This window comes from Mycobacterium sp. DL (genome assembly GCF_039729195.1).
In the GTDB taxonomy this organism is placed as follows: domain Bacteria; phylum Actinomycetota; class Actinomycetes; order Mycobacteriales; family Mycobacteriaceae; genus Mycobacterium; species Mycobacterium hippocampi_A.
In genome coordinates, this window is sequence record NZ_CP155796.1 from 3,005,109 (window position 1) to 3,019,315 (window position 14,207).

A 14,207-nucleotide genomic window follows, 5' to 3' on the forward strand; every position below is an offset into this window, starting at 1 on the left:
GGCCCCGGCGAATGTGGTAGTTCTACTCATCCGTGCCGACCCGGGACGGGGCATGCTGGCGGCATGGCTATAACCCCGCCGGGACGCGACCGCGCCGTCGACGTCGTGCGCCTCGCCGCACTCGTGATCGTGATGTTCGGCCACTGCGCGTTGCTGCTGGCCACCATCGACAGCAATGGTGTCCGCATCGGGAACCTGATCGGCGAGGTGCCCGCCGTCGCTCCGGTCACCTGGATCGTGCAGGTGATGCCGTTGTTCTTCCTCGCCGGAGGTGCCGCGGGGGCTTACGGCTACCACGCCGGGACGCCCTGGGGATCCTGGCTGTTCGCCCGCGCGCAGCGATTGTGCCGGCCCGTGTTCTGGTATCTCGCAGCGTGGTCGGTGGGCCTGCTGGTCGTCCGGTTCACGCTGGGCGCCGAGTCGGCGGCCGACCTGGGTGCCGAGAGCGTGGCGCTGCTGTGGTTCCTCGGCGTCTACCTCGTGGTGCTGGCCTTCGTTCCTGCCCTGACACGCGTCACCACCGGCCGCGCCGTCGCGGTCATGCTGGCGGCGCTGCTGGTAGCCGCCGGCGCAATGGACGGGATCCGGGCCGCTGCGGGCACGCCCGCGGCCGGCGTCGCCAACTTCGTGATCGTCTGGCTCATCCCCGTCGCCATCGGCGTGGCCTACGCGCGTCATCTGATCACCACCCGGGTCGCATTCGCGGTCGCGGTGGCGGCGTTCGCCGCCCAGGTCGCGCTCGTCGCAGCCGGGCCCTACGAAACGTCGCTCGTCGTCACCGGGGTCGAGCAGTTCTCCAATACCGCCCCGCCCACGCTGGTGCTGGCGTTGCACTGCACGTGGATGTCGTGTGTCTTCGTGCTGTTCGCCGGCGCGATCCGACGCTGGGCCGAACGCCCTCGCGTGTGGCGCGTCGTCGCGATCGGCAACGGGGGAGCGATGACGCTGTACCTCTGGCACATCCCGGCCATCGCGATCGCAGCATTCAGCCTGCACGCACTCGGTCTGGACGCCTACGACGTGAACGCCGCCGACTTCTGGGCCCTGCTGGCGCTGCGGGCCGTGGTGTTCGCCGTGGTGATGGCAGTGCTGTTCCAGGCTCTCTCGCCTCTGGAGCACCGCCCGCTGCCCTGGTGGGACGCACCGGTCGGGGCCACCGGCGCCCGCGCCACTGCCGCCGGCGCGCTGATCTGCACCGCCGGTGTCGCGCTGGTGCTGATGGCGAAGTTCGGGCTGAGTGGACCCTCGGGGTGGGCCGCGCTCGCCGGCTTCGTCACCGCTGCGGCCGCCGCGAGGTTCTTCGCGGGTGCGTCGGCGCGGCCGGAAAGCCACACGCCAGAAGTCTTGATCCCGTCCAGAAAAGGGACCAGTATGACAAGCGATGGCCGATGACCCGGATTCTGCGCACGCGCTGATCATCGATGCTGCACGCCAACGGATTCCGGACATTTCCCGCCAAACCGTCTATGACGCGTTGAACGCGCTCACCGCCGCCGGACTGATCCGTCGGATTCAACCCGCGGGCCCTGCTGGCCTGATGAATTGGAAATGAAGGGAAACACCGTGTCATCCGATACCTCCGACGCCCGCCCGCCCCACTCCGACAGCGAGACCGCGAGCAACAGCGAGTCCGAGAACCCGGTGATCGAGTCGCCGAAGCCGAAATCGCATGCACCACTGAGGAATCAAGACTGGTGGCCTGAGCAGGTCGATGTCTCGGTGCTGCACCGGCAGTCCTCGAAGGGCAACCCGTTCGGGGAGAGCTTCGACTACCCCGCGGAGTTCGCCAAGCTCGACGTCGAGGCGTTCAAGTCCGACATGCTCACGCTGATGACCGTGTCGCAGGACTGGTGGCCTGCCGACTACGGTAGCTACGCCGGCCTGTTCATCCGGATGAGCTGGCACGCTGCGGGCACCTACCGCATCTTCGACGGTCGCGGCGGCGCCGGCCAGGGCAGCCAGCGCTTCGCCCCGCTCAACAGTTGGCCCGACAATGCGAACCTGGACAAGGCCCGCCGGCTGCTGTGGCCGATCAAGCAGAAGTACGGCAACAAGATCTCCTGGGCCGATCTGATCACGTATGCAGGAAACGCCGCACTGGAGTCCGCGGGCTTCAAGACCTTCGGCTTCGCGTTCGGCCGCGAGGACATCTACGAGCCCGAGGAGATCCTGTTCGGCCAGGAGGACACCTGGCTGGGCACCGACAAGCGCTACTCCGGCGAACGCGAGCTGGCCGAGCCGTACGGCGCCACCACCATGGGACTGATCTACGTCAATCCCGAAGGCCCCGAGGGCAAACCGGATCCGCTGGCCGCCGCCCACGACATCCGCGAGACCTTCGGTCGGATGGCGATGAACGACGAGGAGACCGCCGCGCTGATCGTCGGCGGCCACACCCTGGGCAAGACCCACGGCGCCGGCGACGGCGACCTGGTGGGTGTCGAGCCCGAAGGCGCGCCGATCGAGCAGCAGGGCCTGGGCTGGAAGTGTCCGTTCGGTTCGGGCAACGCCGGCGACACCATCACCAGCGGCCTCGAGGTCGTCTGGACCGGGACGCCGACGCAGTGGAGCAACGGATACCTCGAGATCCTCTACGGCAACGAGTGGGAGCTGACCAAGAGCCCCGCCGGCGCCTGGCAGTTCGAGGCGAAGGATGCGGAGGCGACCATCCCGGATCCGTTCGGCGGTCCTCCGCGCAAGCCGACGATGCTCGTCACCGACGTCTCGATGCGGGTCGACCCGATCTACGGTGAGATCACCCGACGCTGGCTCGACCATCCCGAAGAGATGAACGACGCGTTCGCCAGGGCCTGGTACAAGCTGCTGCACCGCGATATGGGTCCGGTCAGCCGCTACCTGGGACCGTGGGTTCCCGAGCCGCAACTGTGGCAGGACCCGGTTCCCGCCGTCGACCACGAACTCGTCGACGACACGGACGTCGCCTCGCTGAAGGCCACAGTGCTCGACGCCGGCCTGTCCGTACCTCAACTGGTCAAGACGGCGTGGTCGGCAGCGTCGAGCTTCCGGGGGACAGACAAGCGTGGCGGCGCGAACGGCGCGCGGCTGCGGCTGGAACCGCAGCGTGACTGGGAGGCCAACGAACCCTCCGAGCTGTCCGAGGTGTTGCCGGTCCTCGAGCGCATCCAGCAGGACTTCAATGGTTCTGCAGGCGCCAAGAAGGTGTCTCTGGCCGATCTGATCGTCCTGGCCGGATCAGCGGCGGTGGAGAAGGCCGCCAAGGACGCCGGGCACGACATCCAGGTGCCCTTCGCACCCGGGCGCACCGACACCTCACAGGAGGACACGGATGCGGAGTCGTTCGCGGTGCTCGAACCGCGAGCCGACGGTTTCCGCAACTTCGTCCGGCCCGGCGAGAAGGCACCGCTGGAACAGCTTCTGGTGGAGAAGGCCTACATGCTCGACCTCACCGCACCGGAGTTGACGGTGCTCGTCGGCGGCCTGCGTGCGCTGGGCGCCAACCACGGTGGCTCCAAGCACGGCGTGTTCACCGACGCGCCCGGCACGCTGACCAACGACTTCTTCGTGAACCTGCTCGACATGGGCACGGAGTGGAAGCCGTCGAAATCGTCGGAGAACGTCTACGAGGGCTTTGACCGCGCCACCGGGCAGACCAAGTGGACAGCGACCGCCAACGATCTGGTGTTCGGATCCAACTCGGTGCTCAGGGCGCTGTCCGAGGTCTACGCGCAGGCCGACAACACGGACAAGTTCGTCGCGGATTTTGTCACCGCCTGGGCCAAGGTGATGAACAACGACCGCTTCGATCTGCGTTGAGCCGCAACCGGGATCGCTGAATCCCCGGGCACACTTCTGCACGACGACGAGGCGGGACCGACCTCGGCGCCCGCCTCGTCGTCGGTGGCCTTCGGTAGGGTTCTGCCCGTGAAATCGGTCAACGCCCGTTTCGCTGAGGAACTCGCTGTCGGGGAGGGTCAGGTCGTCGCCGCGGTGCGGTTGCTCGACGAGGGTGCGACGGTTCCGTTCATCGCGAGGTATCGCAAAGAGGTCACCGGCAGTCTCGACGACGGGCAGTTGCGTTCGCTCGAGGAGCGGCTCGGGTATCTGCGCGAGCTCGACGACCGGCGCAACGCCGTGCTGGCCTCGATCACCGAGCAGGGCAAGCTCACCGACGAGCTGAGACGCTCGCTGATGGCTGCGGACACCAAGGCCCGGGTGGAGGACATCTACCTGCCCTACAAGCCGAAGCGGCGGACCAGAGCGCAGATCGCCCGGGAAGCCGGACTCGAGCCGCTTGCCGACCAATTGCTCTCCGACCCGGCGACGGTTCCGGAGGTCGCGGCCGGCGGTTTCCTCGGCGAGGCCGTGGCCGACACCGCCGCGGCGTTGGAGGGCGCCCGCCACATCATCGTCGAACGGGCCGCCGAGGATGCCGAGCTCGTCGGCGCGCTGCGCGAACGGTTCTGGGAGAAGGGCTCGTTGCGGTCCCGACAGTCCTCCGAGGTGGTCACCGGCAGCGCGGCCGATCAGAAGGCGCAGAAGTTCCGGGACTACTTCGAGTTCTCCGAATCGCTGTCGACGATGCCGTCGCACCGGGTGCTCGCGGTGTTGCGTGGTGAGAAGGAACAGGTACTCGGGCTGACTCTCGACGGCGGCGATGACGATGACGTGTACCAGGCGATGATCGCCAGGGCCCTCGGCATCAACATGACCGCGGCCGCGGCGGCGACACCGTGGCTGGTGAACACCGTCGGCTTCGCGTGGCGCACCAGGCTGTCCGTCTCCGCGTCGGTGGATGCCCGGGTGCGGCTGCGACTGCGCGCCGAGGAGGACGCCGTGGCGGTGTTCGCCAAGAACCTCAAGGACCTTCTGCTCGCGGCCCCCGCCGGCAACCGTGCCACCCTCGGTCTGGATCCGGGCTTCCGGACCGGCGTCAAGGTCGCTGTCGTCGACGGCACCGGCAAGGTGGTGGACACCTGCGCGATCTTCCCGCACCAGCCGCAGAAGCAGTGGGATGCGGCGAAGGCGACTCTGGCTGCGCTCGTCGCCCGGCACGGGGTCGAGTTGATCGCGGTCGGAAACGGCACGGCCTCACGCGAGACCGACGCCCTGGCAGCCGAACTCATCAACGACATCCGCGGCGCCGGAGCGTCCGCACCGGCGAAGGCCATGGTGAGTGAGGCCGGGGCATCGGTGTACTCCGCCTCGGCCTACGCGGCGCACGAACTGCCTGAACTCGACGTCACGCTGCGAGGAGCGGTGTCGATCGCCCGGCGGCTACAGGATCCGCTGGCCGAGCTGGTCAAGATCGAGCCCAAGTCGATCGGCGTGGGGCAGTACCAGCACGACGTGACACCGGGAATCCTCGCCCGCAGTCTGGGCGCAGTGGTCGAGGACGCGGTCAATGCCGTGGGTGTGGATCTGAACACCGCCTCGGCGCCGCTGCTGGCCCGCGTCTCGGGGATCACCGAGACCCTGGCCGAAGCGATCGTCGCGCACCGCGACCAGACCGGTCGATTCCAGAATCGGCGCGCGTTGCTGAAGGTTCCGAGGCTGGGCCCCAAAGCTTTCGAACAGTGCGCCGGGTTCCTCCGGATCCGCGACGGGGAGGATCCGCTCGACGCGTCAGGTGTGCACCCCGAGGCCTATCCGGTGGTGCGCCGGATCCTGGACCGCTCGGGGGTCACCCTCGCCGAGATCATCGGTGACGAACGGGCGCTGCGGTCTCTGCGACCGGCCGAGTTCGCCGACGACCGCTTCGGGATCCCGACCGTCACCGACATCCTGGCCGAACTGGAGAAGCCCGGACGCGATCCGCGCCCGGCCTTCACGACCGCGACGTTCGCTTCCGGTGTCGAGAAGGTCGGCGACCTCAAGGCGGGCATGGTCCTCGAGGGTGTGGTCACCAACGTCGCGGCCTTCGGGGCGTTTGTCGACGTCGGCGTGCACCAGGACGGCCTGGTCCATGTCTCGGCGATGGCGGATCGTTTCGTCTCCGACCCGCACGAGGTGGTCCGCTCCGGTCAGGTCGTGAAGGTGAAGGTGCTCGACGTCGATGTCGAGCGGCAACGGATCGGGCTGAGCCTGCGCCTGAACGACGCGCCGCCACAGCGGGCGGCGACCGGCGAGCGCCCCAAGCGTGCGCCGGCACCTCGGGAGGCCCTCGGCAAGGGCCGAAAGCCCAAACGCCCCAACGACTCCGGTCGCCGGGAGACGGCTACGTCGAGCGGCTCGATGGCCCAGGCGCTGCGGGACGCGGGTTTCGGGCGGTGAATCCCCCTGTGCGCCGCCTCCCGGTCACCGCTGTGGCCGTGGCGGTGCTGGCCGTCGCACTGGTCGGCGGCTGTACCCGGCACATCGATGACGCGACGCCGACGCCGGCTGCGCTCGCCGCCCCCATCACGGCATTGCAGGTCGTCGATCTGCTCAGCCCCGAAGTCCTCGGCGAGGACGGCAATCTGTTCGTCACCGCCGAACCCGAACGGTGCAGCGGGCTCGCGCAGGAGGTGGACCCGCCGTTCCTCGACGCGCACCGGCCGCTGGCCACCGACGGCGGTCACTGGACCACCGAGGACGGTGCGGTGTTCGTCGAGGAGATGGTCGCGGTGTATCGCTTCGACTTCGACCCCGCCGCAGCCCTCGCCGATGCCCGTCGGACGATCGATACCTGCCGCGGCACACCGCTGACCGTCACCACGATGCAGGACCGCACGTATCGCTTCGACGTCGGAGATGCGGGCGAAAGCCCGCAGGCCAGTGTCGTGTGGGCGCTGCGGGCCGCCGACTGGAACTGTGACAACACCTTTGTCGCCGCACACAACGCGGCGATCGAGATCACCGCCTGCGGAGCCGCCGGCGGTTTCGACGTGGTCGCACTCGCCGAGGATGCGCTGGCCCGGATCGACCTGCTGGCCAACACCACGACATGACAACGGCCGCTAAGCGGTGACCTGCCCGGTCCCGCCGGACAGCGCCGCGCGGCTGGTGTCCTTCAGGTCGACGCCGGATCTCCCGAGCCGACGGGCCCCGGCCACCAGCGCAGCGGTGGTCCGCGCGGCGCTCTGGTAACCCAGACCGTCGGGTGGGTGGATGTTGGAGATGCAGTTGCGGTCGGCGTCGGAGCGACCCGGGCGCGGCAGGTGGGTCAGATAGATGCCGAGACTGTCGGCTACCGACAACCCCGGCCGTTCGCCGATGATCACGATGAGATTGGAGGCGTCGAGCGCTGCGCCGATGTGATCCCCGAGCGCCACCCGCGCCTGAGTGGCGATCACCGGCGGAGCCAGGCGGTAAAGGCCGTCGAATTCGGCGATCAAAGCAGCCAGCAATCCCGTCGCGTGATCGGTCAGCGCCCGTGGCGACAGCCCGTCGGCCAGCACGAATGCGACGTCGGCCTTCTGTCCCGAATCGGGAGCGGGCAGTTCGGTCCAGTCGGCAGGCACCCGGCCCAGGTCGGGCCGTCGCAGGTACTCACCCCGACTGGACGCGCGGCTGTGCACATGCACCGGCGCGCCGATGCCCAGAGATTCGACAGCGCCACTGAGTCCGTGGACGTCCAGCGGCTCGTGCACTGCGTCGCGGGCAGCCGAATGGGCGGCCTTGAACTCCAGGACCCGGTGTGACGGAAGCGAATTGCCGGTGCGTCCCAAACCGATGCGCGCCTGGGTGGTGCGGCGCAGCGGTGCCCACACGTCCTCGGCGGGTGAGCGGTCCTCCTCGGCGGACATCAGCCCGCCGCCAACCCGAGCAGCGGGGAACCGGCCGGGTCGACCGGCAGCACCCGTCCGTCACTGTCGGCCATGCCCAGTCGGGCCAACCACGCCTCGAACTCCGGCGCGGGCCTCAGGCCGAGAGCCTTGCGGACGTACAGCGCGTCGTGGAACGACAGGCTCTGATAGCCGAGCATGACGTCGTCGGCGCCGGGCACCGTGATGACAAACGCCACCCCCGCGACACCGAGCAGTGTCAGCAGCGTGTCCATGTCGTCCTGATCGGCCTCGGCATGGTTGGTGTAGCAGACGTCGACCCCCATCGGCAGCCCGAGCAGCTTGCCGCAGAAGTGATCTTCCAGACCCGCGCGCACGATCTGCTTACCGTCGTAGAGGTACTCGGGACCGATGAACCCGACGACGGTGTTGACCAGCAACGGGTCCAGGGCCCGGGCCACCGCGTAGGCGCGGGTCTCCAGGGTCTGCTGATCCACCGGATGACCCCCGACACCCAGATGGGCGTGCGCCGACAGGGCCGAGCCCTGCCCGGTCTCGAGGTACATCACGTTGTCGCCGACGGTGCCGCGCTTCAACGAACGCCCGGCCTCGTTGGCTTCGGCCAACATCGGCAGCGTGATGCCGAAACTCGTGTTGGCGCCCTGGGTTCCGGCGATCGACTGGAATACCAGATCGACCGGTGCGCCCCGCTCGATGAGTTCCACGGTGGTGGTGACATGGGTGAGTACGCACGACTGCATCGGGATCTCGAAGCGCTGCCTGATGTCGTCGAGGAGATGCAGCAGATCAGAGGTCGCCTGCGGCGAGTCGGTCGCCGGGTTGATGCCGATCACCGCATCCCCACAGCCCATCAGCAGTCCGTCGAGGGTGGCCGCGGCGATGCCGCGCGGATCGTCGGTCGGGTGATTGGGCTGCAGGCGTGTGGTCAGCGTGCCCGGCACTCCGATCGAGGTCCGGAACGCCGCGCTGACCGTGCACGCTGCGGCGACGGCGATCAGGTCCTGGTTGCGCATGATCTTCGACACCGCCGCCACCATCTCCGGCGTCAGGCCCGCGCCGACAGCAGCGAGTTGCTGCGCGCTGTGCGGGTCCGAAGCGGTGTGCAGCAGCCAGTCGCGGAACCCGCCGACCGTGAGGTGGGAGACGGGGGAGTACGCCTCACGGTCATGGGTGTCGATGATCAACCGGGTGACGTCATCGGTCTCGTACGGCACGACCTGCTCGTTGAGGAAGGTCGACAGAGGGAGGTCAGCGAGAACCCAGGCCGCCGCGGCTCTTTCGGCGTCCGACTCCGCTGCGCAACCGGCGAGTTCGTCGCCGGAGCGCAGCGGAGTGGCCTTGGCCATCACGTCGACGAGTCCGTCGAACTGATAGGTGCGGCCTGAGATCTGCTGACGGTAGGTCACTTCAATTCGTCCTCGGCGGCTGACAGCGCCGCGAACTCCTCGTCGGGGGAGTTGGCGACCAGATGGTGCCGGCTGTAGAACCCGAAGTAGGCCATGAACGCCAGGAACACGATCACACAACCGAACGCGGCGGTGCTGTCCACGAGGAACGTCGCGATGACTGCCAGGACGGCGATCACGAGGGCGAACCCGGTCGTGACGACACCGCCGGGGGTCCGGTAGGGCCGGTGCATCTCGGGTGCGCGCTTGCGCAGCACGATGTGGCTGACCATCATCAGCACGTAGCTCAAGGCCGCGCCGAAGACCGCCATGTTCAGCAGAAGGGCACCCTGGCCGGTCAGCGACAGCACGAACCCGATGATGCCGGGCACCACGAGCGCCAGTGTCGGTGCCTTGCGGGAGTTCGTCACCGAAAGCACCTTCGGCAGATAACCGGCCCGCGACAGTGCGAACAACTGGCGCGAGTAGGCGTAGATGATCGAGAAGAAGCTCGCGATCAGACCTGCCAGACCGATGTAGTTCACGACCTTGGCCATCGTGCCGTCGCCCAGTGCTTCGACGAGCGGGTTGCCCGATTCCGACATCGCGGCCGCTCCGCCCGCACCGGTGGTGAGGATCAGCACGGTCACGCAGGTGACGAGCAGGACGCCCATCGCGGCGATGATGCCCCGCGGCACGTTGCGCTCCGGATTGGCCGCCTCCTCGGCGGCGAGCGGAACACCCTCGATAGCCAGGAAGAACCAGATCGCGAACGGAATCGCCGCCCAGATGCCCAACAGGCCGAACGGCAGCCACTCAGAAGACCCGGTGGCGCCTGCGTCTACTGCGATGTCGGTGAGATTCGCTGAGTCGAACTGACCGATCGCCGAGACGGCGAAGACGACCAGGCCGACCAGCGCGATGCCGGTGATCACGAACATCACCTTGAGCGCCTCACCCACGCCGGCCAGGTGGATGCCGATGAAGATGGCGTACACGGCGAGATAGACCCACCACCCGTCGGTGATGCCGAACAGGTTCAGCGATTCCACATACGCACCGATGAAGGTGGCGATGGCGGCGGGTGCGATCGCGTACTCGATCAGGATCGCGGTGCCGGTGGCGAATCCGCCCCAGGGACCGAGTGCTCGACGCGCGAAGGTATAGCCGCCGCCGGCGGCAGGGAGTGCGGACGACATCTCGGCCATACCGAGCACCAGGGCCAGGTACATGCCCGCGATGATGACCGCAGCGATCGCCAGGCCGCCGAATCCGCCCTCGGCCAAGCCGAAGTTCCAGCCCGAATAGTCACCGGAGATGACGTAACCGACACCGAGGCTGGCCAGCAGCAGCCATCCCGCGGTGCCCGATTTCAGCTGGCGCTTCTGCAGGTAGGCATCCGACTCCCGATATTCTTCGACACCGCGTGGGTTGTGCCTGGGACGACTGTCGCTACTCATGACATGGGACTCCGTTCGAAGGTGTGAGCCATCACACTATGCACCACGGGACTCCAATTGCGTTGCATTCTGGCTTGAATTTCGTTGGGAGGCAATGAAATAACTGGGATCACACGAGCAGGACAGCCAACGGCGACGACGTCGTCGCACCCGGCGGCGCGCGTGCCTCGCGCACCGGCGTTACGCTCCAGCCGAATCAGCCGAGCATCCGGGCGAGAGGTCTAAAGGTCGTTCTGGCAACCTTTAGATCAGGAGCCTATTGGCTCGTCTGGACGTTGTCCACCCCTGCGCTGCTGTAACAGCGCGCTCGAGGTGTCCGATAAATCGCTCACATACCGGTTCGGCGGCGGGAAGGGGATCACGTGCGGTCGGTGCTGGGACTGTCACTGAACTCCGATGACGTCGCCTGGGTTCTGGTGGACGCTGGTGACGGCACCGTTCTCGACCACGACGCATTCGACCTGCAGCACGACGCCGAGATCGCCGGTGCAGCCGCGCGCGGCGCGCACGCCATCGCCAGAGCCTGCGGATTCGAGGTCGACCGAGTCCGTCTGACCTGGAGCGACGACGTCGTCGATGACGGCCTTCGATTGCGGACCCGGCTCGCATCCCACGGCTTCGACCACGTCGAAGCCGTACCGATGGCACGTGCGATGGCAGCCTCGGTCGATCCGCGCGCCTGCGAGCTCGCGCCTCGGTCGGCATCGGCATACGGTGCCGCACGCGCCGTCGTCCCCGTCGGCGAAGCCATCACGGTCCCTGTCGTGCAGCAGATCCCGCCACGTCGCCGGATCCGTCGGCGGCGCATCGTGTCGACGGCGCTCGGCGTGGCCGCAGCGGCGGTCCTGGGGGTGCTCTGCCTCTCCGCCGGTGCGGCCCCGCAGGCTGAACCCGGTTCGGCGGCGGTCGTGCAACCCGGATCTGCCGATGCCGGCTGGGCGGCGGTTCCCGCACCGTCCGACGCTGCCGCCAACACGGTGCGCAGAGTGGTCACCACGCCGACCCCGGTCCGGCGAGCGGCCGCCGTGCCGGCGCAGACCTACGTGCCGGAGCAGGCGTACGTCCCCGAGCAGACCTCCGTGCCGGAGCAGGCGTACGTCCCCGAGCAGACCTCCGTGCCGGAGGCGCCCATTGCCGTCGCGCCGGAACCCGCCACCGCGCCCGTTGCCGTCGCGCCCGAACCGGCCGCCGAACCCGCTACGGTGGCGCCCGAACCGGCCACCGAACCCGCTGCCGCGCCCACCGAACTGCCGCACCTCTCCGATGCACAGCACGTGATGGGCCCCGCCCCGGAGGCTCCCGGCCCGGTTGCCGACCCGCCGGCCGCGCCGGAGATGACAGAATTGACCAATGTGTTCACTGCCTTGCCCTGAACGCGTACGGTCGACTCGTGACGCAGGTATCCGAGGTTGCCCACGCCCCTGACCACATCGTCGGGCTCGCCCGCGAGATGCGCGATCTGGTGTCCGCCGAGGCCGCTGCGTGCGAGCAGAACCGCACGCTGACAGCGCCCGTGGTCGAGACGATGTGGTCCACCGGTCTGATGTCGGCCTTCAACCCCGTCGACGCGGGTGGCTTCGAGCCGTCGTTCGCCGAGATGATCGAGACCTGGATCGAAATGGCCTGGCAGGACGGATCATTCGGCTGGACCGGGATCGCCAACCTGCCGTCGGCGTTCGCCGCGGCGACGTATCTGCCCGACGATGGTTTCGCCGAGGTGTTCACCGCCAACAACAACCACGTCACCATGGGCGGTCAGTTCTTCCCCAACGGTCAGGGTGTCGCCGTCGAGGGCGGCTACCGGCTGACCGGGTCCTGGAGCTTCGGGTCGGGAACCGGTCACGCCGAGTACGTCGCGGCCGGATTCATGCCGATGGTCGACGGCGAGATGCAGTGGGTCAGCGAGGGCGTGCCCGACATGCAGGTCGCCGTGGTCCCGCGTGACCAGGTGGAGTTCAAGGACGGCTGGCATGTGCAGGGACTCAAGGGCACCGGGTCGTACGACTACGCCATCAACGACGTGTTCGTCCCGCACGGTCGCACGTTCGCGCTGTTCACCCGTGAACCGAAACGGGGGAGTTCACCTGCCACCCGGATGGGCATGATGCCGGTGACCGCAGCAGGCCATGCCGCGTGGGTGCTCGGGGTCGCCAAGAGCATGCTCGACGACGTCGCGGAGATGGCGGAGACGAAGTTCCGGATGAGCGACATGGCGGCACTGGCCAGCCGTCCCACATTCCAGAAGGGCCTGGCCCACCACGTGGCGGCCTGGCGGGCCGCCCGGCTGCTGGTACTCGATGCGTTCACCACAGCCGAGGCCGCCGTGGCTGACGGCGGAGAGCTCACGCCGACGCTTCGCGCCGACATGCGGGTCGCCGCGGTGTTCGCCACCGACACCGCCAGGGGCTGCGCCGAATGGGCTCACCTCGTGGCTGGAACCAGCGCCATTCGCGAGGGCACTCGCCTCGAGCGGGCGTTTCGCGACGTCTACACGGGCACGCAGCACGCCTTCATCAGCGAGAAGGTGGCGATCGATGCGGCACAGGTGTGGCTGGGGATCGTCGAGGACCAGTTCGGTCTCTGACCGGTCAACCTCCTTGTGCGGCTTGGGATTCGCCCGGGGCGGATGCGGACGGATGGCGGTGTTGCCCATACGTGCGAGGATGACGATGCGGTCGGCACGCGGCGACCGGATCGGAGTCGGGTGATGCAGCAAACGCATCAGGTGGCGGTCCTGGTACTCGATGGGGCACGCCCGCTGGACGTCGGGATCCCGGCGGAGGTGTTCCATCCGGAGACGGGGTTTCCCTACGAGGTGTCGGCCTGCGGGGTCACCGCCGGAATGGTGCCGTCGCATGGCGGCTTCGGCTACGCAGTGCCAAGTGGCCTGGACGCGCTGGCCGGCGCGGACACGGTCGTGGTTCCGGGGTACGCGCCGGCGGGTCGGCCGATACCGGTGGAGGTGTGCGAAGCGCTCCGTGGCGCCGCGTCCCGCGGGGCACGCATCGCGTCGATCTGCTACGGCGCATTCGCTCTCGCGGATGCGGGCCTGCTCGACGGTCTGCGGGCGACGACGCACTGGGATGCGGCCGAGAAGCTCGCGGCGCGGCATCCGCAGATCGCGGTCGAGCCGAATGTGCTCTTCGTCGACGAGGGATCCATCCTGACCTCGGCGGGGGCGGCCGCCGGTCTGGACCTGTGCCTGCACATCGTTCGTCGCGACCTCGGGGTGAGCGCGGCGAGCGAGATCGCACGAGGACTCGTCACCGCGCCCTACCGGCGCGGGGGTCAGGCGCAGTACCTACCGAAGACCAGCGCGGCAGCCCATGGCGACACCCTGGCCGCGACGCGCGAATGGGCCCTGACGCGGCTCGACCAGCAGCTCACGATCGCCGGACTGGCCGCACACGCGCAGATGTCGCCCCGCACGTTCCTGCGCCGCTTCGCCGAAGAGACGGGCAGCACCCCGCTGCAGTGGATCCTCCAGGCGCGGGTCGACACCGCCCGCGAGCTGCTGGAGAGCACCAGGCTGTCGGTCGAGCGCATCGCGGAACAGGTCGGCCTGGGCACCGGATCGAACCTGCGACTGCATTTCCGCCGGGTTCTGGATGTGTCTCCCTCGGAGTACCGCGCCACCTTCTCCGGGCGCAGCTGAT

The 14,207-nt window shown here is 68.3% G+C and carries 10 protein-coding genes and 1 pseudogene; 8 read left to right on the forward strand and 3 right to left on the reverse strand.

Features of this window, described 5'->3' with window-relative positions; all coding sequences use genetic code 11:
• Nucleotides 1–63: 63 nt before the first annotated feature.
• The 5 genes and pseudogenes from ABDC78_RS14390 (at nt 64) to ABDC78_RS14410 (ending at nt 6,908) form a co-directional block, all read left to right on the forward strand.
• Nucleotides 64–1,392, forward strand: a complete 1,329-nt coding sequence (locus ABDC78_RS14390) for an acyltransferase (RefSeq protein WP_178357349.1) — start codon at nt 64–66, stop codon at nt 1,390–1,392.
• 31 nt (nt 1,393–1,423) lie between these two features.
• Nucleotides 1,424–1,525: pseudogene (locus ABDC78_RS14395) on the forward strand (transcriptional repressor); the annotation flags it as partial.
• Nucleotides 1,526–1,563: 38 nt separating this feature from the next.
• On the forward strand, nt 1,564–3,795 hold the full coding sequence (gene katG / locus ABDC78_RS14400; protein WP_178357348.1) for a catalase/peroxidase HPI: 2,232 nt from the start codon (nt 1,564–1,566) through the stop codon (nt 3,793–3,795).
• Nucleotides 3,796–3,903: 108 nt separating this feature from the next.
• Nucleotides 3,904–6,252, forward strand: a complete 2,349-nt coding sequence (locus ABDC78_RS14405) for a Tex family protein (RefSeq protein ID WP_347133465.1) — start codon at nt 3,904–3,906, stop codon at nt 6,250–6,252.
• Nucleotides 6,249–6,908 carry a sensor domain-containing protein gene (locus ABDC78_RS14410; RefSeq protein WP_347133466.1) on the forward strand — a complete coding sequence of 220 codons (660 nt, stop codon included), beginning with the start codon at nt 6,249–6,251 and terminating at the stop codon, nt 6,906–6,908. The genes ABDC78_RS14405 and ABDC78_RS14410 overlap by 4 nt, the downstream gene beginning before the upstream one ends.
• A 9-nt stretch (nt 6,909–6,917) precedes the next feature.
• On the opposite strand, the gene eutC is transcribed toward ABDC78_RS14410, so the two are convergent.
• The 3 genes from eutC to eat are packed head-to-tail and all read right to left on the reverse strand — an operon-like array spanning nt 6,918 to nt 10,551.
• Nucleotides 6,918–7,706 (reverse strand): ethanolamine ammonia-lyase subunit EutC, encoded by a 789-nt coding sequence (gene eutC, locus ABDC78_RS14415; RefSeq protein ID WP_178357346.1) that lies wholly within the window; start codon nt 7,704–7,706, stop codon nt 6,918–6,920.
• Nucleotides 7,706–9,112 carry an ethanolamine ammonia-lyase subunit EutB gene (locus ABDC78_RS14420; RefSeq protein WP_178357345.1) on the reverse strand — a complete coding sequence of 469 codons (1,407 nt, stop codon included), beginning with the start codon at nt 9,110–9,112 and terminating at the stop codon, nt 7,706–7,708. The genes eutC and ABDC78_RS14420 overlap by 1 nt, the downstream gene beginning before the upstream one ends.
• On the reverse strand, nt 9,109–10,551 hold the full coding sequence (eat, locus tag ABDC78_RS14425; RefSeq protein ID WP_178357344.1) for an ethanolamine permease: 1,443 nt from the start codon (nt 10,549–10,551) through the stop codon (nt 9,109–9,111). The genes ABDC78_RS14420 and eat overlap by 4 nt, the downstream gene beginning before the upstream one ends.
• Nucleotides 10,552–10,913: 362 nt before the next feature.
• Here eat and ABDC78_RS14430 point away from each other — a divergent pair, with 362 nt between their 5' ends.
• The 3 genes from ABDC78_RS14430 to ABDC78_RS14440 all read left to right on the forward strand — a co-directional run bounded on the left by ABDC78_RS14430 (nt 10,914) and on the right by ABDC78_RS14440 (nt 14,206).
• Nucleotides 10,914–11,924, forward strand: coding sequence for a hypothetical protein (locus ABDC78_RS14430; RefSeq protein WP_178357343.1), 1,011 nt, complete (start codon nt 10,914–10,916; stop codon nt 11,922–11,924).
• 77 nt (nt 11,925–12,001) lie between these two features.
• Nucleotides 12,002–13,135 (forward strand): acyl-CoA dehydrogenase family protein, encoded by a 1,134-nt coding sequence (locus ABDC78_RS14435; RefSeq protein WP_178357392.1) that lies wholly within the window; start codon nt 12,002–12,004, stop codon nt 13,133–13,135.
• A 123-nt stretch (nt 13,136–13,258) separates the two neighbouring features.
• Nucleotides 13,259–14,206: a helix-turn-helix domain-containing protein gene (locus ABDC78_RS14440; protein WP_178357342.1), complete on the forward strand. Its 948-nt coding sequence runs from the start codon at nt 13,259–13,261 to the stop codon at nt 14,204–14,206.
• Nucleotide 14,207 lies beyond the last annotated feature (1 nt).

What these genes read in the sequence shown, in the direction of transcription:
- ABDC78_RS14435 (WP_178357392.1), top strand. Translation starts at nt 12,002, where the DNA reads ATGCGCGATCTGGTGTCCGCCGAGGCCGCTGCGTGCGAGCAGAACCGC.
- eutC (WP_178357346.1), bottom strand. Translation starts at nt 7,706, where the DNA reads ATGTCCGCCGAGGAGGACCGCTCACCCGCCGAGGACGTGTGGGCACCG.
- eat (WP_178357344.1), bottom strand. Translation starts at nt 10,551, where the DNA reads ATGAGTAGCGACAGTCGTCCCAGGCACAACCCACGCGGTGTCGAAGAA.
- ABDC78_RS14390 (WP_178357349.1), top strand. Translation starts at nt 64, where the DNA reads ATGGCTATAACCCCGCCGGGACGCGACCGCGCCGTCGACGTCGTGCGC.
- ABDC78_RS14440 (WP_178357342.1), top strand. Translation starts at nt 13,259, where the DNA reads ATGCAGCAAACGCATCAGGTGGCGGTCCTGGTACTCGATGGGGCACGC.